Source organism: Mucilaginibacter flavus (genome assembly GCF_030409315.1).
Taxonomy (GTDB): domain Bacteria; phylum Bacteroidota; class Bacteroidia; order Sphingobacteriales; family Sphingobacteriaceae; genus Mucilaginibacter; species Mucilaginibacter flavus.
In genome coordinates this window covers 397,493-423,931 of the sequence record NZ_JAUFPS010000028.1, presented here as the reverse complement: position 1 = coordinate 423,931, position 26,439 = coordinate 397,493, and the positions used below count along the sequence as shown (strand labels likewise).

Here is a 26,439-nt window from a genome sequence, read left to right as displayed (position 1 = left end):
CTGAAAGATTTGAGGCTTTTGTAGTTTGGCAAAAATATAATAGTTTAATCGGTTATCGCCAATTAGTATGGTCCATGTAGTTTACAGGTTCATAGCAAATGTATTGCACAAAGCGCGGTAAGCTGGCAGTATTGCGGCAGCTTCCGTGCGGGAGTGCCTGCTGCCATATAATAAAATCACCGGCCTCGCCGGTGATGGGCGTGCTTCCGAGGGCGTGCAGATCCTGTTGCCTGGGGTTGGCATCGGGCGGCAAAGCGTTAAGCCAGCTTGATACCTGGTGCTGAAAGCCGGGTACCAAAGTAAAAGCACCCTGGTTGGCTGCGGTATCTGCAAGATATAGTATTCCCTGCAGACCAAAGGGAATGGGAAGCTCCAGGCTGCAATCCCAATGCAAATCCGGACCAGGAAATTTCCAGCTTTCAGTTTCAGGCGGATTAAAACCAACCCGGTCGGTATTTACCCAAAGATTTTTCTGTTGCCATAATTGTTCAAAGGCCCGGCGAATTTTTTCTGAGGAACGGTTTTTAGTCAATACCGGGTGCTGAAACAATTGCACCATAATACCCTGCCGCCCGGCATGTGGCTGGTACCAGGAATCCGGTTGATTAATATCAATCTCCAAAAAATCGCAAATAACGTTAATGGCCTCCTGGCAATCCTCCTCTGCAACCGCATTTTTGATCACCACATAACCATTTCTTTCAAAAAAAAGCGAATCTTCGGCAGATAGAACGGCGTCTATAGGTTTCGTTTCAGCGTTCTCATTGGCAAAAATCTGGTTAAAACGCTGTAAGGCGTCGCTGTTGGGTATCCCCGCGGTTTCAATTATCCAATCTTCAAAAGCGTCAAAGGAGGGAGCTGTTTGATACAGGTAGATCATCAGTTGTTCCAGCCCTAAATTCAGTGCCGATAGCAACATTTTATTCAACTGCCACTCTTTTTGTAATTCAGCATCTATGCCACTGTCACGACTAAGCAACGTTGCTTGCCAAAACCGTTTTAACTGTTTAATTTTTAGTTTACCGGTTTCATGCGGCGAGGGCAAAGCCATGCGGGGTTCTGAAATACTTCATTGTTTAAGCGGATAGGTTTTAACAGATTGAGACTTACAATTATAAGCAGAAATTGGATTCGTATGATCAAACTTTATTTATACCGCTTATCAAAATGGTATATCGTTGGTGTTTTTACTATATATCGCCATTTAATACGCATAAATAAATACAAAACACTAATAATCATATTGTTAATAATTTGGCATTGGTTTTATTAGATAGCAAGGTGCAGCTTGGCGTATTGAATATTTGGCATTTTGAAAAATTGAATTGCCCTGTAAAGCCTTTGCTCAAAAAATAATGATGTGTTGACCTCAACTGTTTATGGTTAAAAAATATATTATACTATTTACTTTCCTGTTGCCAGTAATGTTGCTTCATGCTCAAACTCAGCACTGGGATGTAGGTTACGGGAATCACATTAAAGAATCAGTTAAAACAGAGGGCAACGATACCGCGCGGATAGATTTACTTTTTACACTTGTTAATTACTACCTGGATAGGAATATTGTAACCGATAATAAAAAAAACTTAGATAGCGCTTTAACAGTAGCGCAAAAAGCTTTAACGCTGAGTATGCAAATAGGCGATGGCAACCGAAAAAATGAAAGCACCAGGCTTATGGGGAGCGTTTACCTGGTAGCCGGCGATTCTGTTGCCAGTCATAAATGTATTGAGCAAGTATTAAATTACTTTAAAAGCCGGCAGCAATATCCGCAAATGGTAAACGCTTGCATTAAATACGCAAGAGCCGGCAACCGGGCCTCCTTCCACAATTTAAGTATTCAGTTTTATGAACGCGCCCTTTCAATTGCCACCACTCATCATTTAGGGGACAACGAAATACAGATCAAATCTTTCCTGGTTTTTGAAAAAGGAGCAATGGGGCAAATGGAAGCAGCCATGACGGATGCCTTTAAAATAGTAAATCAATACAAAAAAAGCGGGCGAAGTTTAGGCATGGTGTATTGCTTGATAGCTACAACTTACAGGTACAGGGGCGATTTAAAAACCGCTTTAAATTACGGGCTTGCAAGCGTGCACGATGTAGAATTACACCATGATAGCCTGGTAGAGAACGGTGCTTATGCCGAACTCGCCTTAATTTATGATGTATTGGGAGAAACCGAAAAGAGTGTGTTTTTTTATAGAAAAACCTTAGCTGCCAGGCTAAAAAAGCCCAGAAAAGAAGAGTTTATATACAGAACGCTGGGCTTTATCGCTAAAGATCTGATTAAGTTAGGTCGGGCGAAAGAGGCTTTGAAAGAGGTGCAGGAATTTCAAAAAGCACATCCTCCACAGAGTGCCTCGGGCGAAGCCTTTTGCTATCAAAATTTAGCGTACTGTTATGAGGCTTTAAAAGATTACACGAGGGCAGAAAGCTATTATCTCAATTTACTCAAAAGCCCCGTTGCCAAGGTAAGCGATGAAATAGGCACGCTGGCCTACTATGATGTTATCAACTTTTATTTATTGCAAAACAGGCACAAACTTGCACAGTATTACGCTTTAAAAGTAGGTAGCCGAAATACCTCTTTAGATAACATAAGAAACTACGAAAACCTGTGTTATAAAATCGACTCGGCACTGGGCAACTACAAATCTGCGCTTTATCACTATGGCAAATCGCAGCAGGCTAAAGATTCGCTATTGAACCAATCAAAAATCCACGAAATTTCAGAACTGCAACTCAAATACGAAACCGTGCAGAAAGAAAAAGATATTAGCCTTTTAAAAAAAGACAGTCAGCTACAACGCGATAGGGCTACCCAGGCCAATCATATCCGCAACATCACCTTCGCCTGTATTGGGTTGCTATCGCTGGTGCTTGTTTTTCTTTACAAACTCCTGGTAGACAATAAACAGAAAGCCGACGAAATTGATCAGAAAAATGCATCATTGAATCGCCTTATTGCCGAAAAAGATGGTTTTATAGACGAAAAGGAATGGCTGTTAAAAGAAATTCATCATCGGGTTAAAAATAACCTTCAGATAGTTATTGGTCTTTTACAAAGACAGTCATCCTATATTGATAATGAAGTAGCTTTAAATGCCATTCAGAATAGCGAAAACCGCATGTATGCTATCGCGCTTATTCATCAAAAACTTTATCTCTCCGAGTCGTTTGATCGTATTAACATGCAGGAGTATATAGACGACTTGATTACACACGTTAAAGACTGTACTGATACAGGCGGACAGGTGATTTTCGACAAAAACCTCGACCGCATATATTTAAATGTTTCACAAGCCGTACCCCTTGGGCTGATACTGAACGAGGCCACCACCAACGCCATCAAGCATGCCTGTCCTGCCAACAGTGCCGCGAAAATCCATATCTGGTTCAGGCAAACACCAGACCACTACAATCAATTAATTGTTAAGGACAACGGCAACGGCTTTGATAAAGATTTCGACTTTACAGCCATTCAATCCATGGGAATCAACTTAATGCGCGGACTAAGTAAACAACTTGGCGGCACCTTCCAAATTACCCAGGACAATGGTGTTGTAATTGAGGTAAAATTCAAAACCGAAGAATTTACACGGGCAGAGTATTAAGCTTGTTTATTGCCCTCACGCAATTCAAGGCGTAACTCATTGGCAATCCAGTTACGCAAACCGGGCTTAAAGAGTAAATCCTAAAAGCCTTAACTCTTGATTCTTGGCTCTTGACTCTTCTCATTACTCATTAATTCCCCCGCGTGCAGAAGCTATTTTTTGTAAAAAAAGCCTTTCACAATCTACGGCGTAGTAATAACCGTGTGCGATCCGTCGGGATTTACAATAATGGTGGTTGTGGTCGATGTTTTAATCGCCACGGAATGCGTTCCATTAGGATTAACAATTGTAGAGGTAGCGCCATTGTCAATAAGTGTAGAATGCGTCCCATCCGGATTAACTATAGTGGATACTTGCCCGTTTTTTATAACGGTAGTATGAGAGCCGTTTGGGTTTACGATAACCGCAGTATTTCCGTTATCTATCCATAAAGATGTTCCATTGCTGTTCATTACGGAGTAAGTTTGGCCTGTTTTTGATATCGATGTGCTTGCACCATCTCGGTTAATGAAGTTTGCTATGTTTCCGTTTTTTACAATGGTTAACGGTACACCATCGGGATAATTAAAAGTAAAAAAATAGCTGCTATCCTTACTTGATTTTATCGCGTTAAAAACCGCCAGGTCATTTTGATTAAATAAGTTACTTTGCGCAAACGCGGTGAAAGATAAAGCAATGAATAGCAGGCTTAAGGAAAGGTTTTTCATAATGTTGTGATTTGGTGATCTGACTAACTTTAAACACAATGGTTTAATAAGGCTAACGCATAAAAATACAATATTCTAATGCAACAAATTCGTAAACATTTGCTACATCCGCGGAAGCGCCTTGCAACAATCCCTCTTATTTTTGCAATGTTATTTGATACTTTGCCAAATCATATGAATTTATCTTATCGTACCGCGGCACGTGCGGCAATTGCAAGCGGCGTGGCTGGCATTGTAGCCTATGTTTTTTTAATTGGATTTCTTATCGTTCGTAGTGAAGATGCCCAAAACGGGACTATGCCCATCAGGGTTCATGATACCTTTGTTATTCTTCAATTTGTTTTTTTAATTCCGGTTGTAGTCGCGCTTTTTAGGCTTATCCAGGAGCGTCTGTCGGGCATATCGGCACTGATGCTTCATATTCCTATTACTGCACTTTGTTTTACGGTGCTTTTTCTGCTGCTCATCTTCCCAAAAATACTTGCTGATACTTTATATATGTTCCCGCAAGGCATTTTGGGTGTATGGCTTGTTATGGCATGTTGGCGCCTGAAAGCAATAATTCCGCAATGGCTCAGATGGTTTGGAATAGTGGTTGGTTTCGGACTGGCACTTGTAGGCCTGTTTCCTGTTGGGTACGCAATTTTTGTTGATAGCGTAATTCTTCACATACCCGCGCCATCTGATGAAGTAATGGCAAAAATCCCGGCCGAAACACCTGCAAACATCCTGATACATCAAATTCTTTATATTGGCTCATTTATGGGTGTGTTGATGCTGCCCATTTGGACGATATTGATAGGCGTAAGATTATTTAAGAAAAAATGAAACAACCATACATTACCGGATCTTTCAACTTGCAGCTTAATGCCACTGATAGAGGCCTGAAGGGGAATGGAATTTTTGTGGCGTAAGTTCATTGTCATTAAGTTAAAAATTTTTCCTCTCCCATAGGAAGTAAGCTTTGTAGAAAAACAAGAAATCATGCTTCTTGCCGCAAGTACAAAACCAGGGTAGCGTATCGTCCTGAAAAAGATTTACAGTTTTTTAGATAATCCTGTCATGTGTTTACAGGTCCAGCCGCCGTGTAAGGCTCCAGTATTCCATAAGGTTAATTCTAAAAAAATATATAACTAATTGACAGATAACAACAATCCGTTCCAAAGCCATACCTGTGTTTCACCCGCTCCGGTGGAACGCTATCTGTATTATAAAAAAAGAGGGAGCATCACCTCCCTCTTCACGATCAAAAAACAAAAACAACTTACATTTTACTGCCAGTATCTTTCTTCATCTTGTCTTTCCCCATCTTATCCTTGCCCATTTTGTCGTTACCCATTTTGTCCATTTTCTTTTTCTTCATCTTGTCCATCTTCATTTTGTCTTTAGCCATTTTGCCGGTATCACTTACCGCTGTAATTGATGCTTTTGCAGCAAATGGTGCTAAAGTTTTAGCTTGTACATTGATGGTTAAACACGCTGCCACTACTGTAGCTGCCAATGCGCCTGAAATGATTTTTTTCATAATTGTTTTTAGTTTTTGTTTTATATGAACATTTCAGCATTAGTCGGGCGGTTTTGGCAAACCTTACAAAATATTTTAATTATTTATTTAATTCTTTCTCAATGCGTATTTGCAGGTCCTGTTTATAGCCGGTATCTAAATGTACGCCGGTTGTTTGCATAGAATCATGAAAAAGCTGTAGCATCATTTGGTGTATCACCTGGCTTTGCTTGTTATATAAAGTACAAACAGAGCACCCGGCCAAATGGATGCGCAACTCCACAAACTCGCGGAAGCTTAGCTTTTTAAACTGCCGTTTCTCGATCAGCAGCGTGGCTTGCTTGCAGTTATATATGATGTGTTTAAGTGGGCTCATATTGTTAAATTTTAAATCCAGTTTTTTTGCAGGCAGGCCCTCAGGTTAAGCTTGGCCCGGTGAATTATAACCCAAAAGTTAGCTTGGGTAACATTTAACTCGCTGCAAATAACATCTGTAGTAGCATCGTCCATATGTTTCATGGTAAAAATAGCCATCCATAAAGCAGGCAGTTTTTGCATACATTTTTGAAGGATGCCGTTAAATTCTTTACCCACTAAAGGATCATGATCTTCAATGCCAAAAGGCTGTGGGGCGTGTGTTTTTGTCCAATGGCCGTTATCGTCCTCAAAAAAATCGCGCTGCTCTTCTTCGGCTGCCAGTGTTTCTACCTTTCGCAAGCCAGATGATCTTTTGCGGTAAACGTCGATAATTTTGTTTTTTAGTATAGCGGTCAACCAGGTACGTTCGGAACTTTTGCCTTCAAACTTATCAACCTTTTCCAGCGCTGCTAAAAATGTTTCCTGTACCAGGTCTTTAGCCTGCTCTTCGTCGTTTAAACGCGAAAGGGTATAGCCATATAAGTAATCGGCATGGGCCTCAACCCATTGCCGCGGATTTAAATATTGATTTTCGGTAGCCATTTAACAGATATGTTCATGAAACTTTATGCGCTTAGTCGTTTATAACTTAAAATCCTTACAAGGAAAATATCGATTTCTTATGTTACATAAAACCGACCGGATTATTGCTTAAATTTACGTTTATCCTGTTGATTATAATTTATTTATACGCCTACTGATTTGCTCCGCCGTCACATCGCATAAAAAAATATTTTTTGTAAGGTTATTCCAAAAACCCCGACTAAGCCAGAAAACGTTAGTTAAACTTAACAGATTATGAAAGCTATAAAAATATTATCCCTTACCGCCTGCCTTGTTGGTTTGGTATTGGCGGCAGCTGCATTTACGAAACATACCCGAACAGTTAAAAATACGGATAAACCGGCAGGCAATGGCTTCGCGGTGATTGAATTGTTTACATCAGAGGGCTGCTCAAGCTGCCCATCGGCCGATGACTTGGTGGCCCGTATTCAAAAAGAAGACAGCGACAAGCCCGTTTACATTTTGGCTTTCCATGTCGACTACTGGAATCGCCTTGGCTGGAAAGATGTTTTTAGCAGTGCCGATTATTCCAAACGACAAAACGAGTACGCCAGCTGGTTAAACCTGCAATCGGTTTACACCCCACAGATAGTGGTGAACGGCAAAAAGGAATTCGTAGGATCGGAAGAAGGTACGTTGCGTAACGCTATAACAGCCGGGTTGCGTACTCCTGCCGGTGGTAAACTAACCATTAATGCACAAAACAACCAGGGTCACGTTACTGTACAATATAATACCGAAGGTGCCGATAAAAACAGCACCTTATTATTAGCCCTTGTGCAGAAAAATGGTATAACCAAGGTACAACGTGGTGAAAACGGCGGTCGTACTTTGGCCCATGTGCAAATTGTACGTAAAGTACAAACACAGGCTATAACAGCAAACGGCAAAGGTACCGCTACTTTAACGCTGCCCGACGGTTTTAATCCGCAGGGATATGAAGTGATAGGTTTTGTACAAAATACAGGCAATGGTTCAATTTTGGCCGCCGCGAAAGCGGGTTTTGGGACAGGTAGCTAAATTTTGGAAAATAGCGATGGGTTTAAAACCCATCGCTATAGGGAAGGACTGATTATTTTTGAAAGCCAATCTCAGGCAGCCAATTTATCATAGCTGCAAACCTCTAATCAAATGAAACAAATAAAAGAAAAGCACCCTTTAGCCATGCGCTGGACGCATTGGATAAACTTCCCTATCCTGAGTATCATGATCTGGAGCGGGATGTTGATTTACTGGGCCAATGATGTGTACACCATAACCATCTTCGGGCATAAATTCTTCGGCTTTTTTCCCGAGGGATTTTATAATACTTTTCATATCCAAAAACGACTGGCCGAGGGTATGGCTTTTCATTTTTTATTTATGTGGGCTTTTGCGATCAATGGCCTTGTATACGTGTTATACACCATCATTTCCGGCGAGTGGCGTGAACTGGTACCTCAAAAAAAATCATTTAAAGAAGCCTGGCTGGTGTTATTGCATGATTTACACATCCGCAAAATGGCACCGCCGCAAAAAAAATATAACGCTGCACAACGTATTGCTTATACCGCAATTATAGTGATGGGTTTTGGTTCGCTGATAACAGGGCTGGCTATTTATAAACCCGTACAGTTTTATTATTTGGCCTGGCTTTGTGGTGGTTATCATTTTGCCCGTATCCTGCATTTCGCATTGACCATTGGCTATGTGTTTTTCTTTTTGATCCATATTATACAGGTGATATTGGCTGGTTGGAACAACTTCCGGTCGGTAATATCCGGCTTTGAAGTGATCAGTAAACCCGATCCTAAACCTATTGTTGAAACCCCAACCCCAGCAGATGAGAAACCTATTCAGTAAAAAAAATAAAGGCCCCAAAAAGCCGCTGACGGTTGAGCAAAAGATCACCCGGCGCAATTTTATCTCGTTCGGTACTTTCTTTGTAGCATCGGGAGTTGCATATGGCGGCTGGAAATGGCTGTATAATTCGCCCGAAGAAACCGCGACTATTACCGCGGGCGCGCGTAAGCCTTTAAGACGAGCCTTGAATCAAACAGAGCTTGCCTTTCGCCGGGTGTTTAGCAATAATAACCTGGTAAAAACGTACCCTAAGGAAATGGCGGCAAAAAATGTGCGTCATAATGAAGATATCGGGAACGAGGGTAAGATAGATGTAACGGCCTGGGCGCTCAAAGTGAAAAAACAATCAGGCGAAGTATTAAACATCAGCATCGATGATATCAAGGCCCTGCCTAAAACAGATATTGTTTATGATTTTAAATGCGTTGAGGGCTGGGACCAGATATCGCACTGGGGAGGCGTAAAATTTAGCGATTTTATAAGTCATTTTAAGTTAGATGCTGAAACCGCGCTTCAATATGTTGGCTTAGAAACACCGGATAAACAATACTACGTAGGCATAGATATGCCCAGCGCCATGCACCCGCAAACATTGCTGGCTTACGAGGTAAATGAAAAGCCGCTGCCACCTAAACACGGCGCGCCGTTAAGACTCATTATCCCGGTTAAATACGGTATTAAAAACCTCAAAAGAATAGGTACCATGACCTTTAGCAACAAACGCCCGCCCGATTACTGGGCCGAGCAAGGTTATGATTATTACTCGGGATTGTAAAATTTGCCGCTTATACCAATTGCCCTGCCAATGTGAATAAATGCTGAGGTGTACATAAGTTTATTGCCGCTATTGAGTTAATATTTGCATATTGCATGTAATGCCGGCAGCCAAACTACCAATATTCAAACAACTTGCCTATGCCTGCGGTATGATAGGCTGGAGCGTGATGACCAATATTATCATTGTAATGCTCCCCTACTTTTATCTGCCGCCATCAAGCTCCGGCTTAATTCCGCTGGTGCCGCAGTTGTTGGTTTTTGGGGTGTTAAACATCATGTCGATCATCGCGGCTTCGGGCAGATTTGTTGATGCTGTTTTTGATCCTTTCATAGCATCATTAAGCGATAAAAGTAAAAATCCCAAGGGTAGACGCATCCCATTTATGAAGTGGACCATACTGCCATCCATCGTGTTTTGCAGTCTCACTTTTTTTCCGGTAGTACGAGCCGAAAGCATGAAAAATGCCGCATGGATCACCTTTACCCTGGTGTGCTTCTTTATGGCCGCTACAAGCTATATTATCCCCTATAATGCCCTTTTGCCCGAAATGACCGATACTGCAGCCGAAAAGGTAAAGCTATCGTCCCTGCAGCAGGTGGGTTTTGTAATAGGCATCATCATATCGGCCATGGTAAATAACTTTGCCGACCTGGTGCAACATATTTTTCATGTTATCGACCGTGATTCGGCAGTGCAATATACCATCTGGGGCCTGTGTGCCTTTGCCGGCCTCATTATGCTGGTACCGGTGTTGGCTATTGACGAAAGAAAATATTCGAGTAGTAAGCCAACGCACTTACCCCTGTTACCGGCCATCAGAAAAACATTTGAAAACAGCAATTTCAAGTATTACCTCATATCAGATTTTGCTTACTATATGTCGTTGAGCATCATATCAAGCGGCCTGTTGTTTTTCCTTACCGTACTGCTTCACCTGCCCGAATCAATGGGTGGTGCTTTGATGGGGGCTATGGTGTTATTTTCACTGGTGTTTTATCCGGGAGTAAATTATCTTTCTAAAAAGATAGGTAAGAAGGCTATTGTGCTTTTTTCCTTTGGCCTATTGAGCCTCATTTTTGTGGCGATATTTTTTCTGGGCAAATTTCCCTTATCGCCAACGGCGCAAATCTACATATTGGTTTTAAGCGCATCCTTCCCCCTGGCCTCATTGGGTATATTGCCCAATGCCATCCTTGCCGAAATAGCCCAAAGCGAAGCCAAACGGACTGGTGAAAACCGCGAAGGGATGTTTTTTGCAGTAAAGTATCTGTTTGTAAAATTAGGTCAAACGCTGGGCATCGCCCTCTTCGCGTTTTTAACCGTATACGGTAAAGATCCCGGACACGATTATGGCCTGCGCCTTAACGGCATCTGCGGATGCGTATTGTGCTTGCTGGCAATCGTATTTTTCAGCAGGTTTAAGGAGAGGAGAGTGGTTGATTAAGTTAAATTGGGTTGATTGAGTTGGATTATTCAACCAAATCCAACTTAATCAACCACTCACCCAATCAACTACCTACCAATATTATTAGGCCTTGTGTAAACCAAATGCATTACGTTGATGTTGCGCATTTCAAAGGCGGCTTCACAATAGCATAGATAGTAGTTCCACTTGCGGATAAATTTATCGTCGAAACCCAATGATTTTACTTTTGTTAGGTTGGCGTTAAAAGCCTCGTGCCATAGTTTTAGGGTGGTAGCGTAATCAAGGCCGATATCTTTTAAATCAACCATAGTCATATCGCCGGTGCGATTGATAGATTCGTTGATGGCACCTACCGATGGGAGCAATGAGCCCGGGAAAATATGTTTCTGAATCCAATCTACCCCTTTGCGCAGGGCTTTGTATCTTGAATCGGGCGAAGTTATTACCTGTATGGCCAGAATGCCGTTTTTCTTTAACAGGTCATGGCATTTTTTAAAGTATACATCCATGTAGTTAAAGCCCACAGCTTCCAGCATTTCTACAGATACAATTTTATCAAAGGTGCCACTCATCTGGCGGTAATCTTTAATCAGGATGCTTACCCTATCGCTTAATCCAGCGGCTTCTACACGCTCTACAGCCATTTTATGCTGCTCTTCTGATATGGTTAGCGATGTTACCTTGCAGCCGTATTGCTGGGCCATATAAATGGCATTACCGCCCCATCCGCTGCCAATTTCCAATACATGATCGGTAGGTTTTAAGCACAACTGCCTGCAAAGACGGTCATACTTGGCAATCTGCGCTTCCTGTAATGATAGGCCATCTTTATAAAAATAAGCGGCCGAGTAAGTCATGGTTGGATCAAGGAAACTGGCAAAAAAATCATTGTTCAAATCGTAGTGCTCTGAAATGTTTTTGCGCGAACCTTCGACCGTGTTGGCTCTTTTAAAGTGATACAGCTTATTAAACCATTTCATGAGGTTTAATGAAAGCGTTTGCACCTTACTGCCCGATACGCCCGGCGCGTTTTCGATATTTAACAGCGCCCACCGTATTACGTTGGTTATATTTTCGGTATCCCACAAACCATCTACATAAGCTTCACCAAAACCAATATCGCCGTAAAGGATAATACGTTTGTAAAACTCTTCGCTGTGGATAGAGATATGCGCGCTGATATTGCCCTCGCCGGTACCCATCACCAATTGCTCCCCATCGGGCAGGGTAAGATAAAGGGTGCCTTTATCCATCCGTGATAAGGTTTTCAAAACCACATCCTGGTAGAAGCTGTTTTTTTTGACGAGTGTGAGGGTATTAGCCATGATATTTAAAAATACTGCGTATAGTGTTATTTGTAATAGTTACGTAATTTAATTGGTCTTAAGTTTTTATTACTGCGTTAATATTTGTCAATAAGGCCTGAATACTTCTTTTTGAAGTTCTTTTTGATCGTCTTTTTTATGAAACGGTATTTTTTTGAGCCATAATTTAAAAGCCTGCCAGTGTATAAGCGTAATTACTTTTATGGTGATTAACGGAAAGCTAAAAAAGTATAATAATAAATTGGCATCGGTTAAAGGTTTGCGTACACCGCTTAAGGTACTAATAAAAAAGCGCTTCCCATCCTTATCATAATCATCAATTTTAACCTGCAATTTCTCACTCGGTATATTAAGGTCGAAATCAAAATTGGTATCCATATCAATGAAAGGCGATACGTAAAAGTACTTTTCGGTATTCAGCTTAAAGCCATCACCTTGTTTGGTATCGGCTCCTAAAAAATAAGGTTTCATTTCAAGGAAGGTATTGCAAACTTCAACAACCGAGCATACCGGTTTGTTGGCCTCGTCATAACAAAAATAAAATGATACCGGGTTAAACTGGTAACCTAAGGTACACAGGTTGGTAAGCACCATAATACGGCCATTACCAATATCAACACCATTATTGTTTAAATATTGGATAATATGCTGACGGATGTTTTTGGAAGTGTCCGGATTTTCGCGGGGCAATTGTAAATGGTCTTTATCCCTAAAGTTGAACAGGTTAAACCTGTTACGGCTCATCCACTTCATGCGCTTGCCCAGGCTGTCTATCTCATCCAGATCGAGGTAAAACATAAATACCTCGTAGTGAAAGCGGTGCACTTTAGGTGCAAGCCGGTGATGCATTACTTTGGCTTTGTATAAGCAGGAATTAATTGCCGCATTTGACATTGTTGAATATACGGAATTAACCCAAGGGTAGTTTAGTTAATCAGTAATCTACTTTCCAATAGCTGTCATTTTTGAATATAACAGAGTTTAGTTTGTCTCTTCTAAAGGTGTAAGTTTGAATGATATCATCAACGCATGATGTAATGAGGATTACATGATATTTGTCCTTCAACGCTGTTGGGAACTGATCAAAAAAAACGGCATAAAAATCACCGAGCGACATCCCTATTTTAACGCCGTTTAAAAAAGAAACATCTGCATCATAAATTTCACCTTTAAAAATATCAGAGTGTTTTGAGGCTTCAGGGTCTTTATCAAAAAAGAAGATCAACTTACTTGAGCCATATTTCAGTATCTGGAACTCAAATGGTCCGACATCCATGCTGTCTGTTCGGTTTGTAACTGTAAAGTTTTTTAATAAGCTTGAACTAAAAGCCGACTTATCCTTTATAATTCCAAACGGAGAATAAGCATATTCTCCACAAATCACAATATCAAGGGTGTCTTGGCCAGCCTTGTTAAGCGTATTAAAGTCAAATGATTTTTTTAAGGCTGCCCTAAATCCGGCTATGGCAAATGTACTGGTTGTATCGATGTCAGCCTTTCTTGTAGCTGTGATATCGGTTGTTTTTGGTTTTTCCGCAACGGGTTTTGATGCCGGATTTTTGCAAGTAGATAGTGTCAGAAATAAGATTACAATAGTTGCGATATTAAAAGCCTTCATAAACTTGGATAAGGATTAGCTTATCAAAGCTAACTTTAATACCGCAATTTGGCGCATTAAATTGTATATCCTATACCGGCGGCTGAATCACCACACTTTCATCATACACCGGCCTGCCCAGCAATTGCGAACAAAGCTTAACCGCGCTGGCAAAAGCATCTTCATGAAAACCATATTTAAAATAGCTGCCGCAAAAGTATACCGGGCCATCCAGGTTTAACTTGTACAGTTGTTCCTGCGCATTTATCGCCGGCACATCAAACAGCGGGTGTTCATAATCAAGTTCCCTGATGATCTTTTTAGGGTCGATATTATTGTGCGGGTTGATGGATACAAAGTAGTTCTTTTTATCAGATACGCCCTGTAACCGGTTCATCCAGTAAATAGTGCTTGGGTTTAGCTTGCCGTTTTCTTGCTGTATGCGGTAATTCCAGCTGGCCCAGGCCAGTTTGGTTTTGGGCATAATACTTTCATCGGTATGCAAGGTGGCTTTGTTGTATTGGTATTTGAAACATGAAAGCAGTTTTTGCTCGTCGTTTGTTGGCTCCTTTAAGAGGTTCAAAGCTTGATCGCCATGGGTGGCGATGATCACTCTGTCAAATACCTCTTCCGATCCATCTGACGCGCTTACCGATACCTTGCCATCTGCAAGCCGGGTTACCTTGAGCGCCTTGCGATTCACCTTAATTCGATCCTTAAACGGTTTGATCAAAATTTCGCGGTACGATTGGCTCCCCTTCTCCAATGTATACCATTGGTGCTGGGTATCTAATCCCAAAAAGCCATGATTCTGAAAAAAGCGGATAAGTGTTACCGCGGGAAAATCCAGCATCTCCTCCATCGGGGTCGACCATACGGCCGAGCTCATGGGTACCAAATATTTCCACAACATCTCCTCGCCAAAACCAAATTCTTTTACGTACTGACCAATGGAGTAATTGGCATATTTAGGGTCGTCAACAATTTTCACACTTTCCTTATTAAAACGCCCTATCTGCATCAGCATTTTAAGGTATTTAATATTGAAGATGTTTTTGCGCTGCGCGAATAGGTGATTAACACTTGAGCCTGAGTACTCCAACCCCGTAGGCACATGCTGCACACTGAACGACATATCCGTTTTCTTCACCGGCGCGCCAATCTCGGCAAATAAGCGGCAAAGGTTGGGGTAGGTATGGTAGTTAAACACCATAAAACCGGTATCAACATAAACGGGCTTACCACCTTCATCAACCGTTACCGTGTTGGTGTGGCCGCCAATGTAATCGTTCTGTTCGTAAAAGGTAAGATCATGACTGGCGTTCAAAAAATGACCGCAGCCCATACCGGCAATACCGGTACCAATGATGGCAGTTTTTAGCATATTATTTGGTAACGGTATTTAAAAAGCGTTCAACAGTATAGGTAGCCAACTGGCCGCCCGGTCCGTTTATATTAAAATCGAAGCCGTGGGTAGCCCAGGGCAGTTTCAGGTAAAAATGTTTGATGCCGAATTTAGTGAGCTTGGCATCAAGTTTACCGCTATGTATTGGCGATACCAGTACATCGTTACCTCCATGAATAATAAGCGTAGGTACCGATTGCGCGTTCACATATTCAATGGGCGAACAGGCCGCGAATTTATCGGGCACCTGGTCATAAGTGCCGCCAACATAATCAACCAAAACCTTGCGCGAATCCATAATCAGCGGGCTCGAAGGGATTGAGTACCCCCAAACCATATCGGCCACGCCATAATAATCTATCAATCCTTTTAAACCGGGTTCGTGCAAACTATAGGCAGCCAGCATAGCGATTTGCCCACCTGCCGACCGGCCCAGCAGCACAAAATTATTGGTATCTATATGAAGCTCGTCGGCGTGTTTACGCAGATAGGCCATGGCATCATGAATATCTTCAACCGGTGCCGGGGTTTGATATTTTGGCGCAAGGCGATAGTTAATGGCAGCCACATTGTAACCCGATGTTGCCAGGTAGCTGTTCAACTCGGGCAGCTGGGTATTATCGCCTTTGTTCCACGAGCCACCATGTACAACTACCACGCATGGCCTGCGACCAACTACCTGGGTAGGAAAGTAATCCATAGTAAGAGCAAGCCCCGGGTAGGTTTTGTAAGTGAGCTGTTTGGCTTTTACCTCTTTATTCGCCTTAAACATATTACTAATGCTAAAGGGAGGCTGGGTGTTTTCGCCCTTAATAATGGTACTGCCCTGGCCAAATACTGTAGTGAAATTTTGCTTTAAAGTACTTGCAACCGCGTAGGCACGTACAATAGGCGTTATAAATAATGCCAGCGCAACAAGCCCCACTATAGTACCCGCCAGCTGATATTTTGATGTAAAAAAGCCCGACGACAACGCTATAGCGCAAAAGATGATGAATACCCAACAAAATTCAGATGCTACAATAGCCAGCATCCACATATAATATTCAAAAGCTTTAAAAACAGTAAGCAACGAAATAAGCAGTAATAAAATACAGATAACTAAGCGGGTCATGCAGCTTTTTTATGAAATAAATAATGACTTACAATCCATTCGTTACCATTGTTGTAGTTCCATAACTCGGCACAGGCCATGTAAAACAAACGCCAGTATACCCACCATTTAACAGCCTGATCCTTACCATAGGTTGCTTCAAAAAGCGGCATAATTTCGGCTTTGTGTTTATCCATATTGCTTAACCATGCTTCAGATGTTTTGCCGTAGTGCGCCCCGCTTACATGCCAGTGTTTTTCAACCAGCAGGTCATCGTTAAAATAAAACATGAGGTCGTCGCTGGGCATAATGCCGCCGGTAAAAAAGTATTTGCTCATCCAGTCGGTTTCGTCAATTACTTCAAACAGATAGGCATATTCTTTATGGGTAAATATATGGATGAACAGTTTACCATCGGGCTTTAAAAACGATGCTACTTTGGCCATCAGTAACTGGTAATTGCGCATGTGCTCAAACATCTCTACAGATACCACCCTGTCAAAAGTATCGGCAATGGTAAAGGTATTCATATCGGCAGTAAGCACAGTAAGGTTAGCGATGCCACGTTTGTCGGCCTGCTCGTCAATATGCATTTTCTGCGTGCGCGAGTTTGATACTACCGTAAAATTGCTTTTGGGGAATTTGGCAGCCATGTATAATGATAAAGATCCCCAGCCGCAGCCCAGTTCCAAAACATTCATGCCATTATCCAATTCGGCCCGCTGGCAGGTAAGTTCGAGCATATCATCTTCGGAGGTATCAATATCAGTTACCCCATGTTTCCAATAACCGCTGGAGTATTTAAGATTTTTACCCAGGCAGTACTGGTAAAACTGTGTTGGCACCTCGTAATGCTGCTCATTGGCATCGACAGTATTAACCGCTATAGGCGAAGCCTTCAACTGTGCTATCAGCGACATTAAATGCGCCTGCTGCGCTTCAACATTGCCTTTGTTTTCGTCTTCCAGGCGTTGTTTTAATAGTTTACGGATACCTTGCCTTAGTACCAGATCAGGTACTTTATCTTGTTCAATGAGTTTATCGTACCACATATTTCAGGTTTTGCGCAGGGGGCTTAATCCGCGTTTATTGTTTAGCTGTTTTGAGAGTTATACGTTTTGAATGAGCGCTTGGATTGCCTGGACAATATTTTTATTGTTCATTTCACGTTTTAAACCCCAATCATTTATTCAAAATCCCACCATACAGCATTCTTTGGCGCATCACCCAAAGTATAAGGCTCCCCAATACGCGGAACGTTTAGTGGGATGCCTAACCTTTGGGCGGCGGGCAGCAGCTTTTTTATAGGCTCGTTCCAGGGATGGTTGGCTTCTACAAACTTGGCCCAATGAACTGGTTGCAGCAAACTGGCATGCAGATCAACGGCAGCCTGGGCGGCTTGCCCCAACCATAGGTGCGTCCATGGCCAATTGGGGCTGTACTGCCCACACTCCAGCAGTGCCAGGTCAAACGGGCCATACTGCTGGCCTATTTGTTTAAAATGCGGTCCGTAGCCGCTATCGCCGCTGTAAAACAACCGGTACCGGCCGGACTGTATTACGTATGATGCCCAAAGAGTTTTATTTTCACGACTATAGGAGCGGTTGCTGCGGTGTTGCGCGGGCGTGGCGGTAATCCGGAGGCTATCGGGTAGGATAACCGATTGGTTCCAATTCAGTTCGATGATCTTTTTGCGGTCGAAGCCCCAATACACCAGGTCTGAGCCTACGCCCAGGGGTACAACCGCCATTTTTATTCGGCTTCTCAATTTTTTGAGGGTGCGATAATCCAAATGATCATAATGATCATGAGAAATAATGAGCACATCTATTGGCGGCATATCCTCGGCGTGGTAATGCGTGGTGCCTGCAAACGCCTTAACTACCCCCGGCACTGGCCCCGCATGATTACTAAAAACGGGATCGATAAGGATGTTACCCTGCCCGGTTTTGATGAGCAGGGAAGAATGCCCAAACCAAACAATAGTTGGCGCAGAGGCTGCCAGTGTATTTAAATCGGTTTTAACCCAGGGCAGCTCATGAGAAGGCCGGATAGTTTTGGGGCGGCTGTGTAAAAAAAGCCATTTACGTTTTGTTGTGGTATCGGCACGTTCGGCCAGGTTTTCAAAACTGCCATTTTTGTAATTGGGCAAGGTGTCCAGTCGCGCGAGTTCTTCGCCCGCCGGATTTTTGCCCATTGACCTTACCAGGCCACAGCCGGCAATTATTGTTAGCAACAGTGCAGTAAGCCAAATCCTCAAACAACCACTTTTCATTACGTGAAAACGAAAAACAACGTTTATGGTTTGCAGGTTAAAAAGCAGGTGTATCGCGTCATGTCGCATTTGCCCCTTTCATTTGTCGCAACGCTGTACAAATTATTGTTGAGGAAGCCGGTATCTTTGATGCAACCAGATATAACAGCTTATGAACAACAACAGAAACGTAATTATCGATTTCAATACCGCTTTTGATAAAGGCAATAGCGAAGGTATAGCCAGGTTTATATCTGATGACTTTGAATGGCACTTGCTGGGCGATAGTATCATTAAAGGCAAAGCGAACGTGCTGAAATTTTTCGCCGAACATCCCGATATGAAAATAATTACCGTAAGTAAAGATTACATTATTGTTGATGGCGATAAAGCCTCGGTCGCGGGCGAAGTACAATGCACCGATAAATCGGGCCAGGTATACGATATGTACTATTGCGATGTTTATGAACTTGCCAATGGGCTGATCACCAAAATGATTTCTTATACGGTAAATAAAAAGAAAACATAATAAATAACTCGCAGGGTAACTTTTAGCCTGGCCAACAGATACCGTTTATTTCCGCCTTGCGCTCTATATTCCCGTAAGTGGTAAGTTGTGTATTGTAATAAAAACACGAATACTTTATTTTCGTGTTTACAACATTACCCTATGAATACAAGCGAGAGTTACTCTACCCTCTCTGCTAACGAAAAATTACAGCAGAGCCACAAACGGGGCGTTATATATTCCTCCGACAGCGATCCCTCACACCCGGCTGAATCAAACTCAATAGATATTATCGAACGCGATTTGCTGCGCATAAGGGAGCGTAACAGGGCCCTTATTTTGGAAGAGCTTGCGCGCGATGTTGATATTTTTACCATCATGCGGTCGATTGTAAGATCAATTGAAGAGGAAGATGCCGCCTCCATTTGTACTATTTTACTGTACGATAAAGTGACCAATACCTTGGGCACAGGAGCGGCACCCAATATGCCCGATTTTTACAACGATGCCATAGATGGCATATCTGTGGGCGATGGCATTGGCTCCTGCGGTAGCGCGGCCTTCTCTAAAAAACTGGTATGCGTTGATAACATTGGCACACACCCGTATTGGGCAGCATTTAAGGAGCTTGCTTTTAGGGCTGGCGTGCAATCGTGCTGGTCGCAACCTATCCTATCCAGCACCGGCGATATGGTGGGTACATTTGCTATTTACCACCGCGAACCCCGTACACCTAAGGACGTAGATTTGGAAAGGATAGCCTACGCCGCCCGTTTTGCTAACCTGGCTATTGAAAACAGGCGCATCAGGGCCGAAATACTGGAACATAAAAATCACCTGGAACAATTGGTTGCCGAGCGGACAGAAGCCCTTAGCCATGCCAATGAAGAACTGGAAGCGTTCTCCTATTCGGTGAGCCATGATTTGAGGGCACCTTTGCGCGCTATTGCCGGTTTCAGCAATATTATGCTGGAGGATTATGCCGATAAATTAGATGAGGATGGCCAGAAAACATTAAACACCATAGTGAATAACGCCCTACGCATGGGCATGCTGATAGATGATATCCTTTCATTTTCTAAATTGAGCCGCGCCGAAAAAGTAAATTCAACGCTGGATATGAAAGCCATCTTCAAAAATGTGTTTGATGAATTGTTAAGACAGGAACCGGCAGGCCACAAGGTAGTTTTTGAATTGGGCGAACTTGCACCCTCCATAGGCGATCAGGCTATGATTACCCAGGTTGTAACCAATTTTATTTCAAACGCCTTAAAATATTCCCGCAATACCCCCGAAACGAAGATCATCGTAAGCTCAAAAATAGCGCATGGCAGTGTTATTTATGCGGTAAAAGACAACGGCGCGGGCTTTGATGAAAAATATAAAAATAAATTGTTCAAAATATTTTCACGCCTGCACAACGACCGGGATTTTGAAGGTACAGGCATTGGCCTCAGTATAGTAAAAAAAGTGATTGAACGCCATGGCGGCGTAGTAAGTGCCGAAGGGGCTTTGGGCCAGGGCGCTACCTTTAGTTTCAGCCTGCCCATTGTATAAGCGCTCCGTATTGTTCAATATGATATAATTATAAATTTTTCCGTTATGAATATTAAAGAATATCCGGAAGTACTACTGGTAGAAGACAGGGAAGAAGATGCCGTACTTACCATACGCGCCCTAAAAAAATATAACCTCATCAATGATATTAAATGGCTTGAGGACGGGCAACACGCGCTTGACTATCTCTTTGGCACTGGTCCGGAGAAGGTATTACAAGCCATCCCAAAACTGATTTTGCTTGATTTGAAGCTGCCGCGCGTTAATGGCCTGGAAGTGTTAGAGCAGATCAAAGCTTCAGAGGGGTTAAAATCTACACCGGTTATTATGATGACTTCTTCAAAAGAGGATGTGGATATAAAAAAAGCCTACGAGCTTGGTGTTAACAGCTATATTGTTAAGCCTATTGATTTTATGAATTTTGCCGATGCCGTTAAACAACTGGGCATGTACTGGCTTATGCTTAATCAGCCACCTAAGCCAACGCAATAGCACTCAGCATAAAATACAATGTATAATCCCCCAATTAACTCATGATGAATAATCTGAGAACAACAATTATTGCCAATACACAGGAACAGCTATTGATAAGCAACGCGCTTAACGCCGCGTTTTCACAACTTCAGATAACCTGTTATGAAAGTCAGCAGGATTTTGAAAAATCTGTAAAGCTTTACAATAATGATTTTTTAATTGCGCGCGACAACCTGGTGAACCGGGCTTTTTATACACAGTTGACCCCTTTCCTGGAATTGACAAAAATTCCGCTGTTGATACTCAGGGATGCCGGGTCGCAATCGTTCAAAAACCATGTGGTTAATGAGTTGGTTACAGACCCCGATAACTATTATTTACAACAGCTGGCCCTACTTATTTCGCAATTAATTGATGACCAGATAGCCATAAGCGGGCAAAGTAAGATCTTGTTCCTCGAAGACGAAGAGATAGATATTACATTCATCAAGCGAAAATTTATTAAGTTAAACCCTCAATACGAATGCGATGTTACCACCAGTATTGCCGAACTAAGGGAACAAGTTGGGCTAAAAGATTACGACCTTATTGTTTCTGACTTTAATTTGCCCGACGGAACCGCCTTTGACTCCATTGCCATAGCCACCGCGGCCGATATCCCCATTGTAATTGTTACCGCCCAGGGATCAGAAAAAACAGCGGTAGAACTGATGAAAGCCGGTGCTGCCGATTACCTGATCAAAGATAAAAACATGGGCGAGCACATGCTGATATTGCCCAGCATAGTAAAATCGGTGCTCAACTTTAAAAAACAGGAAACTTATAACAGCGACCTGTTAGAGATGCTGCGCCTTAAAAACCAGGACCTGGAACGTTTTGCCCACATCATTGCCCATGACCTGCGCTCACCCATCGCATCAGCCGTGCTGTTGATTGACACCCTGCAAATACTTGGTGAAGACTTATCACCCGATTTACAGGAAACCATGAATATGCTTACCGAGGTATCGCATAACATGACCAACACCATTGAGGGGATATACCAATATACGGTAATGGATTCGCAGGCTGATGCTTTTGTAAAGGTGGATATGACAAAGGCGGCCGAAGAAGCTTTACAAAACCTGCAAAACAAGGTGAACGAATGTGGGGCGATAGTTAAAATTGAAACCATGCCGCAAATGGAAGCCAATTATGTACAAATGGTGCAGCTTTTCCAAAACCTGATGGGCAATGGCATCAAATACCGGGGCAACAAAACACCCGAGCTTACCGTGCGTAGTTTTAAACAAGGCGACGAACAGGTATTTGCCATCAGCGATAACGGCATTGGCATAGCCAAAGAAAACCACAAAAAGATCTTCGAGATATTTAGTCGCCTGCATAACAGCGCCAGCGAATACGAAGGCGTTGGCATGGGCCTCACCATTGTAAAACGGATTTTAGAACGCCATAACGGAAGGATCTGGGTGGAATCGGACCTGGGCATGGGGACTACGTTTTTCTTTGGGTTGAAGGCGGGGTAAGCCGCTCAGGTTTTAAAACGATCAAACATCCAAAACCGCACAACCACCCGTCCGCTTACATTACACTATGCGCTCACGAAATAGCCATAACACAATATCTATCAATACGTTATAAATTTGGCTCAAGGATTGCGCAGTCCATCCAGATTGAAAACCTACACACTCCATATCAACGCTTACGACCTCGCTTTCCTCGGGGCTATTTTCCTTGGGGCCGGCCTGGCTTCGCTTTTGTGGTTCACTAAAAAAGCTGCCGGAGTTGCAAACCGGTTCTTTGCCTTGGCATTGGTTACGATAGTTTTGTATATAACCTGGCTATTAGGCATTGATATCGGGCTTACAGCCTATATCCCTAATTGGAGTCGATTACCCTTACAGTTTTCGCTGGCGTTTGGGCCGCTGATTTTCTTTTACGTACGTCAATTAGCCCGCCCCATTTATAAATTCCGGCCTAAGGATTTACTGCATTTTGTTCCCTTATTGATTGAATTAAGCGCCCAGGTATTAGCGGTTAAAGAAAGCGTCCGTACCGGCAAAGCCACTTATGATACACCAATCTTTCATCAATTAAATCCCGCCATTCAAACACTCGCGTTTATTTCAGTTATTACATACCTGTACGCCTCCCACAGCCTGATAAAAAACTTTTACAAGCGCGTAAAGTTTAATAATGGCGACCGCTACCGGGACCAAATGAAATGGCTTCACCGCTTGTTGGGTGGGTTTGCTGTGTTATGGTTATGCGGGGCGTTATTTAGAGGCCTCGATTATGTTTATTATCATAACCAATTAGGAACACAGGCCTATTATCCTTTCTACCTTGTGTTGGCTATCATCGTTATCCAGGCGGCGGTTATTGTTTATCTGAGACCTGAAGCAGCGGCCCCCTCGCAAGCATCTTTTTCACCTTTAAAACCGGCACTCCCGGCAGATGTAAGGCAGAAGGGAATTTGGCTGAAGAAAGAATTAAAAGCCAATCAATATTACCTTGATCCCGAACTTAACTTACGTTCATTAGCCGAAAAGCTGGATATGCATCCCAATGAACTATCACGGATCATTAACACCGCCCTCAAAAAAAACTTTAGTGATTTTATTAATGAATTTAGGGTGGCAGATGTAGCCCGTAAAATTCATGATCCTGCTTTTGAGCATTTGACCTTGTTGGGCATCGCGTTTGAATCGGGCTTTAATTCCAAAACCACCTTTAACCGTACTTTTAAACAATTAACCGGTAAGAATCCGGCAGAATATAAAATTGAACAGAAAAAAGAGCGACCATATTATAATGTGGAGCGCCCACCAAGTTTCGCGCCGGTAATTTCGTACCAGGAAAAGCTCCCTGTATGGGGCAACACGAAATTAAACCGCGAACTTATGTTTAAAAACTACCTCAAAATTGCCTGGCGCAATCTTATGCGCAATAAAAGCTATGCCACCATTAATGTAACCGGCCTAGCTATAGGTATAGCGGCCTGCCTGCTGATATTTCTTATTGTTCAGTTTGAAACCAGCTTTGATACCTTTCATACTAATAAAGACCGCATTTACCGCATTGTAATGGTGAGCAGTGGCCCCGATGGCACACATATCGGCGCGGGAACGCCAATCCCGTTAACGGAAGGTTTGCGGCTCGATTTTCCGCAAATAAAGCAAGCATCAAACATCATGAAAAACGATGGCTCGCATTATGCTGTGGGGAACGGAGCTAATGGCGGTACGGTAAAGAAATTTAAAGAAGACCTTGCCTATTACGCCGATCCCGAGTTTTTCAGAATTTTTGATTTTAAGTGGCTGGCCGGAGATAAAAATACTGCTTTGGCCGATCCAAACGCCATTGTACTGTCCCGTGAGGAAGCCGACAAATTTTTCGGCGACTGGCATACCGCCATGGGAAAAACAATCAGGTACGAAAACAAGCGAGATCTTAAAGTGACCGGCATTTTTGACGATCTGCCGGCCAATACAGATTTACCGATGAAGCTTGCCGTCTCCTGGATTACCCTTGTTAACAAAACCGGCGACCTTAACGGCAATAACGGGGATTGGGTAAGCACCTTTGGCGATAAAAACTGCTATATTATTTTACCTCCCGGTGCAAGCGAAAAGCAGCTTAATACCGAGCTTGCCGCATTGGCCAAAAAACGTATCCCCGCCCCTTACAATAAAAACCAGGTATTTCAACTACAGGCATTGAAAGATATGCACTACGATACCGATGCGGGCGTATACAGCAACCATCCATTCAGCAGGCAATTGATCAACGTAATTAGTTTGATTGGTTTATTCCTGCTTGTTATAGCCTGTGTTAACTTTATTAACCTGGCTACCGCCCAGGCGGTAAACCGCTCAAAAGAGGTTGGCGTGCGTAAAGTTTTAGGCAGCAACCGGTACCAGCTAATTATGCAATTTATAAGCGAAACGTTGATCATCACTTTATTTGCTGTGATGCTGGCGTCTGTCATAGCGCTTATAGCATTGCCTATGTTGAATAAGCTGCTTGAAGTACAATTGAGTGCCGATTTCCTGTTAAATCCAACAGTGGTTTTATTTTTAGTAGCGGTGATTATCGGTGTCACTTTCCTTGCCGGCTTTTATCCGGCACTTGTATTATCCGGCTTTAACCCGATAGTGGCATTAAGAAACAAAGTTAATGCTGGCCGCTCAAGCGGAATTTCATTACGCAGGGTATTGGTGGTAGCGCAGTTTTGCATAGCGCAAATATTGGTGATTGGCACCCTGGTGCTCATTTACCAGATGGATTATTTCAGAAACAAATCACTTGGTTTTAATAACGATGCAGTGATCACGGTTCCTTTTCCCGGCGATAGCATCAGCAGAACAAGGGTTAATGCCTTTAAAGATCAGCTTTTACAGCAACCGGGCGTAAAAGATATCAGTGTGAGTTTTGCCGGGCCATCTGATAACGGCGGCTGGTTTAGCGATTTTAAATTCAATAACTCGCCAAAGCAGGTCGACTTTGGCGCATGCCTTAAATGGGCTGATGCCAACTATTTCAAATTGTATGATATTCAGTTTATAGCAGGTGGGCCTTATAACAAATCGGATACCGTATCGGGCTACGTGGTTAATGAAACCCTGATGCATAAACTGGGCATCACCGATGCAAAGCAAGCGGTAGGCAAATACGTTATGCTATGGAACGATAAGAAACTGAAAGCACAGATTACCGGTGTAGTTAAAGATTTTAATATAGGCTCCTTACGCCGTGCTATACCGCCCGTATTGATAGCCCCGTGGCTGTCGCAATATTCAAAGCTAAACGTTAAAATAGAAACCCGGAATGTGAAGAACACCCTCGCCGGCGTTGAAAGCTTATGGAATAAAACCTACCCAGAAGGTGTGTATGAATATCAATTCCTCGATAAAACAATTGCCGACTTTTATAAAAACGAAGATGAACTATCAACACTCTACAAAATATTTGCTGGGATAGCCATTTTCATTTCCTGCCTCGGTTTGTATGGCCTGGTATCATTCATGGCCTTACAACGCACCAAAGAAGTAGGCATCCGCAAAACCTTAGGCGCTTCGGTGGGGCATATTGTTTATTTGTTTTCTAAAGAGTTTACGGTACTCATCGTTATCGCGTTTGCCATATCGGCCCCTGTTGGCTACTATTTTATGCATAAGTGGTTACAGGATTACACCTACAGGATCAGCATCGGCCCCGATATATTTATCCTGGCCATATTAGCATCGGTGGTCATCGCCTGGATAAGTGTAGGTTACAAGGCGGTAAGAGCCGCACTGGCCAACCCCGTAAAAAGTTTAAGGAGCGAATAACTTCAACCTAAAACCAAAAGGCAACCACACAAATCGTA

The 26,439-nt window shown here is 42.7% G+C and carries 23 protein-coding genes; 11 read left to right on the top strand and 12 right to left on the bottom strand.

Features of this window, described 5'->3' with window-relative positions; all coding sequences use genetic code 11:
* Positions 1-52: 52 nt before the first annotated feature.
* Entirely contained in the window at positions 53-1,051 is a 999-nt protein-coding gene (locus QWZ17_RS13135) for a phytanoyl-CoA dioxygenase family protein (protein ID WP_290305691.1), read from the bottom strand.
* 328 nt (positions 1,052-1,379) lie between these two features.
* Between QWZ17_RS13135 and QWZ17_RS13130 the strand changes: the two genes are divergently transcribed.
* Positions 1,380-3,617, top strand: coding sequence for a tetratricopeptide repeat-containing sensor histidine kinase (locus QWZ17_RS13130; protein WP_290305689.1), 2,238 nt, complete (start codon positions 1,380-1,382; stop codon positions 3,615-3,617).
* Positions 3,618-3,799: 182 nt separating this feature from the next.
* On the opposite strand, the gene QWZ17_RS13125 is transcribed toward QWZ17_RS13130, so the two are convergent.
* On the bottom strand, positions 3,800-4,324 hold the full coding sequence (locus QWZ17_RS13125; protein WP_290305688.1) for a hypothetical protein: 525 nt from the start codon (positions 4,322-4,324) through the stop codon (positions 3,800-3,802).
* Between the two features lie 78 nt (positions 4,325-4,402).
* Here QWZ17_RS13125 and QWZ17_RS13120 point away from each other — a divergent pair, with 78 nt between their 5' ends.
* Positions 4,403-5,152 (top strand): hypothetical protein, encoded by a 750-nt coding sequence (locus QWZ17_RS13120; RefSeq protein ID WP_290305687.1) that lies wholly within the window; start codon positions 4,403-4,405, stop codon positions 5,150-5,152.
* 436 nt (positions 5,153-5,588) lie between these two features.
* Here QWZ17_RS13120 and QWZ17_RS13115 read toward each other — a convergent pair whose 3' ends face one another.
* The 3 genes from QWZ17_RS13115 to QWZ17_RS13105 form a co-directional block, all read right to left on the bottom strand.
* Positions 5,589-5,849: a lipoprotein gene (locus QWZ17_RS13115; RefSeq protein ID WP_290305686.1), complete on the bottom strand. Its 261-nt coding sequence runs from the start codon at positions 5,847-5,849 to the stop codon at positions 5,589-5,591.
* 79 nt (positions 5,850-5,928) lie between these two features.
* Positions 5,929-6,204, bottom strand: a complete 276-nt coding sequence (locus QWZ17_RS13110; protein ID WP_290305685.1) for a hypothetical protein — start codon at positions 6,202-6,204, stop codon at positions 5,929-5,931.
* 11 nt (positions 6,205-6,215) lie between these two features.
* A complete protein-coding gene (locus QWZ17_RS13105; RefSeq protein WP_290305684.1) occupies positions 6,216-6,788 on the bottom strand; it encodes a sigma-70 family RNA polymerase sigma factor in 573 nt (190 codons plus the stop codon).
* A 255-nt stretch (positions 6,789-7,043) separates the two neighbouring features.
* On the opposite strand from QWZ17_RS13105, the gene QWZ17_RS13100 reads away from it, so the two are divergent.
* From QWZ17_RS13100 to QWZ17_RS13085, 4 genes are all read left to right on the top strand, one after another.
* Entirely contained in the window at positions 7,044-7,829 is a 786-nt protein-coding gene (locus tag QWZ17_RS13100) for a DUF1223 domain-containing protein (protein WP_290305683.1), read from the top strand.
* A 111-nt stretch (positions 7,830-7,940) separates the two neighbouring features.
* The gene (locus QWZ17_RS13095; protein WP_290305682.1) at positions 7,941-8,651 is read left to right on the top strand and encodes a cytochrome b/b6 domain-containing protein; all 711 of its coding nucleotides are present in this window, start codon (positions 7,941-7,943) and stop codon (positions 8,649-8,651) included.
* Positions 8,632-9,426 carry a molybdopterin-dependent oxidoreductase gene (locus tag QWZ17_RS13090; protein WP_290305681.1) on the top strand — a complete coding sequence of 265 codons (795 nt, stop codon included), beginning with the start codon at positions 8,632-8,634 and terminating at the stop codon, positions 9,424-9,426. Before QWZ17_RS13095 ends, QWZ17_RS13090 begins: the two co-directional genes overlap by 20 nt.
* A gap of 100 nt (positions 9,427-9,526) precedes the next feature.
* Positions 9,527-10,873 (top strand): MFS transporter, encoded by a 1,347-nt coding sequence (locus QWZ17_RS13085; RefSeq protein ID WP_290305680.1) that lies wholly within the window; start codon positions 9,527-9,529, stop codon positions 10,871-10,873.
* 68 nt (positions 10,874-10,941) lie between these two features.
* Here QWZ17_RS13085 and QWZ17_RS13080 read toward each other — a convergent pair whose 3' ends face one another.
* The 7 genes from QWZ17_RS13080 to QWZ17_RS13050 all read right to left on the bottom strand — a co-directional run bounded on the left by QWZ17_RS13080 (position 10,942) and on the right by QWZ17_RS13050 (position 18,619).
* Complete coding sequence (locus QWZ17_RS13080; RefSeq protein ID WP_290305679.1) at positions 10,942-12,180, bottom strand: SAM-dependent methyltransferase; 1,239 nt, start codon at positions 12,178-12,180, stop codon at positions 10,942-10,944.
* An 87-nt stretch (positions 12,181-12,267) separates the two neighbouring features.
* Positions 12,268-13,074 carry a DUF1365 domain-containing protein gene (locus QWZ17_RS13075; protein WP_290305678.1) on the bottom strand — a complete coding sequence of 269 codons (807 nt, stop codon included), beginning with the start codon at positions 13,072-13,074 and terminating at the stop codon, positions 12,268-12,270.
* 40 nt (positions 13,075-13,114) lie between these two features.
* Entirely contained in the window at positions 13,115-13,798 is a 684-nt protein-coding gene (locus QWZ17_RS13070; protein WP_290305677.1) for a hypothetical protein, read from the bottom strand.
* A 70-nt stretch (positions 13,799-13,868) separates the two neighbouring features.
* Positions 13,869-15,161 (bottom strand): NAD(P)/FAD-dependent oxidoreductase, encoded by a 1,293-nt coding sequence (locus QWZ17_RS13065; protein WP_290305676.1) that lies wholly within the window; start codon positions 15,159-15,161, stop codon positions 13,869-13,871.
* Position 15,162: 1 nt separating this feature from the next.
* Positions 15,163-16,296 (bottom strand): alpha/beta hydrolase, encoded by a 1,134-nt coding sequence (locus QWZ17_RS13060; protein WP_290305675.1) that lies wholly within the window; start codon positions 16,294-16,296, stop codon positions 15,163-15,165.
* On the bottom strand, positions 16,293-17,327 hold the full coding sequence (locus tag QWZ17_RS13055) for an SAM-dependent methyltransferase (RefSeq protein ID WP_290305674.1): 1,035 nt from the start codon (positions 17,325-17,327) through the stop codon (positions 16,293-16,295). The genes QWZ17_RS13060 and QWZ17_RS13055 overlap by 4 nt, the downstream gene beginning before the upstream one ends.
* A gap of 134 nt (positions 17,328-17,461) precedes the next feature.
* Positions 17,462-18,619 carry an MBL fold metallo-hydrolase gene (locus QWZ17_RS13050; protein WP_290305673.1) on the bottom strand — a complete coding sequence of 386 codons (1,158 nt, stop codon included), beginning with the start codon at positions 18,617-18,619 and terminating at the stop codon, positions 17,462-17,464.
* Between the two features lie 82 nt (positions 18,620-18,701).
* Here QWZ17_RS13050 and QWZ17_RS13045 point away from each other — a divergent pair, with 82 nt between their 5' ends.
* From QWZ17_RS13045 to QWZ17_RS13025, 5 genes are all read left to right on the top strand, one after another.
* On the top strand, positions 18,702-19,058 hold the full coding sequence (locus tag QWZ17_RS13045) for a nuclear transport factor 2 family protein (RefSeq protein ID WP_290305672.1): 357 nt from the start codon (positions 18,702-18,704) through the stop codon (positions 19,056-19,058).
* A gap of 141 nt (positions 19,059-19,199) precedes the next feature.
* Positions 19,200-20,594, top strand: a complete 1,395-nt coding sequence (locus QWZ17_RS13040; RefSeq protein ID WP_290305671.1) for a sensor histidine kinase — start codon at positions 19,200-19,202, stop codon at positions 20,592-20,594.
* 45 nt (positions 20,595-20,639) lie between these two features.
* Positions 20,640-21,086: a response regulator gene (locus QWZ17_RS13035; protein ID WP_290305670.1), complete on the top strand. Its 447-nt coding sequence runs from the start codon at positions 20,640-20,642 to the stop codon at positions 21,084-21,086.
* Positions 21,087-21,127: 41 nt separating this feature from the next.
* Entirely contained in the window at positions 21,128-22,594 is a 1,467-nt protein-coding gene (locus QWZ17_RS13030; RefSeq protein WP_290305669.1) for a sensor histidine kinase, read from the top strand.
* Positions 22,595-22,741: 147 nt separating this feature from the next.
* Positions 22,742-26,401: an ABC transporter permease gene (locus QWZ17_RS13025; protein ID WP_290305668.1), complete on the top strand. Its 3,660-nt coding sequence runs from the start codon at positions 22,742-22,744 to the stop codon at positions 26,399-26,401.
* Positions 26,402-26,439 lie beyond the last annotated feature (38 nt).

Bases quoted from the DNA above. Each gene is read 5' to 3' on its own strand.
- QWZ17_RS13135 (WP_290305691.1), bottom strand. From the start codon at position 1,051: ATGGCTTTGCCCTCGCCGCATGAAACCGGTAAACTAAAAATTAAACAG.
- QWZ17_RS13130 (WP_290305689.1), top strand. From the start codon at position 1,380: ATGGTTAAAAAATATATTATACTATTTACTTTCCTGTTGCCAGTAATG.
- QWZ17_RS13125 (WP_290305688.1), bottom strand. From the start codon at position 4,324: ATGAAAAACCTTTCCTTAAGCCTGCTATTCATTGCTTTATCTTTCACC.
- QWZ17_RS13120 (WP_290305687.1), top strand. From the start codon at position 4,403: ATGCAACAAATTCGTAAACATTTGCTACATCCGCGGAAGCGCCTTGCA.
- QWZ17_RS13115 (WP_290305686.1), bottom strand. From the start codon at position 5,849: ATGAAAAAAATCATTTCAGGCGCATTGGCAGCTACAGTAGTGGCAGCG.
- QWZ17_RS13110 (WP_290305685.1), bottom strand. From the start codon at position 6,204: ATGAGCCCACTTAAACACATCATATATAACTGCAAGCAAGCCACGCTG.
- QWZ17_RS13105 (WP_290305684.1), bottom strand. From the start codon at position 6,788: ATGGCTACCGAAAATCAATATTTAAATCCGCGGCAATGGGTTGAGGCC.
- QWZ17_RS13100 (WP_290305683.1), top strand. From the start codon at position 7,044: ATGAAAGCTATAAAAATATTATCCCTTACCGCCTGCCTTGTTGGTTTG.
- QWZ17_RS13095 (WP_290305682.1), top strand. From the start codon at position 7,941: ATGAAACAAATAAAAGAAAAGCACCCTTTAGCCATGCGCTGGACGCAT.
- QWZ17_RS13090 (WP_290305681.1), top strand. From the start codon at position 8,632: ATGAGAAACCTATTCAGTAAAAAAAATAAAGGCCCCAAAAAGCCGCTG.
- QWZ17_RS13085 (WP_290305680.1), top strand. From the start codon at position 9,527: ATGCCGGCAGCCAAACTACCAATATTCAAACAACTTGCCTATGCCTGC.
- QWZ17_RS13080 (WP_290305679.1), bottom strand. From the start codon at position 12,180: ATGGCTAATACCCTCACACTCGTCAAAAAAAACAGCTTCTACCAGGAT.
- QWZ17_RS13075 (WP_290305678.1), bottom strand. From the start codon at position 13,074: ATGTCAAATGCGGCAATTAATTCCTGCTTATACAAAGCCAAAGTAATG.
- QWZ17_RS13070 (WP_290305677.1), bottom strand. From the start codon at position 13,798: ATGAAGGCTTTTAATATCGCAACTATTGTAATCTTATTTCTGACACTA.
- QWZ17_RS13065 (WP_290305676.1), bottom strand. From the start codon at position 15,161: ATGCTAAAAACTGCCATCATTGGTACCGGTATTGCCGGTATGGGCTGC.
- QWZ17_RS13060 (WP_290305675.1), bottom strand. From the start codon at position 16,296: ATGACCCGCTTAGTTATCTGTATTTTATTACTGCTTATTTCGTTGCTT.
- QWZ17_RS13055 (WP_290305674.1), bottom strand. From the start codon at position 17,327: ATGTGGTACGATAAACTCATTGAACAAGATAAAGTACCTGATCTGGTA.
- QWZ17_RS13050 (WP_290305673.1), bottom strand. From the start codon at position 18,619: ATGCGACATGACGCGATACACCTGCTTTTTAACCTGCAAACCATAAAC.
- QWZ17_RS13045 (WP_290305672.1), top strand. From the start codon at position 18,702: ATGAACAACAACAGAAACGTAATTATCGATTTCAATACCGCTTTTGAT.
- QWZ17_RS13040 (WP_290305671.1), top strand. From the start codon at position 19,200: ATGAATACAAGCGAGAGTTACTCTACCCTCTCTGCTAACGAAAAATTA.
- QWZ17_RS13035 (WP_290305670.1), top strand. From the start codon at position 20,640: ATGAATATTAAAGAATATCCGGAAGTACTACTGGTAGAAGACAGGGAA.
- QWZ17_RS13030 (WP_290305669.1), top strand. From the start codon at position 21,128: ATGATGAATAATCTGAGAACAACAATTATTGCCAATACACAGGAACAG.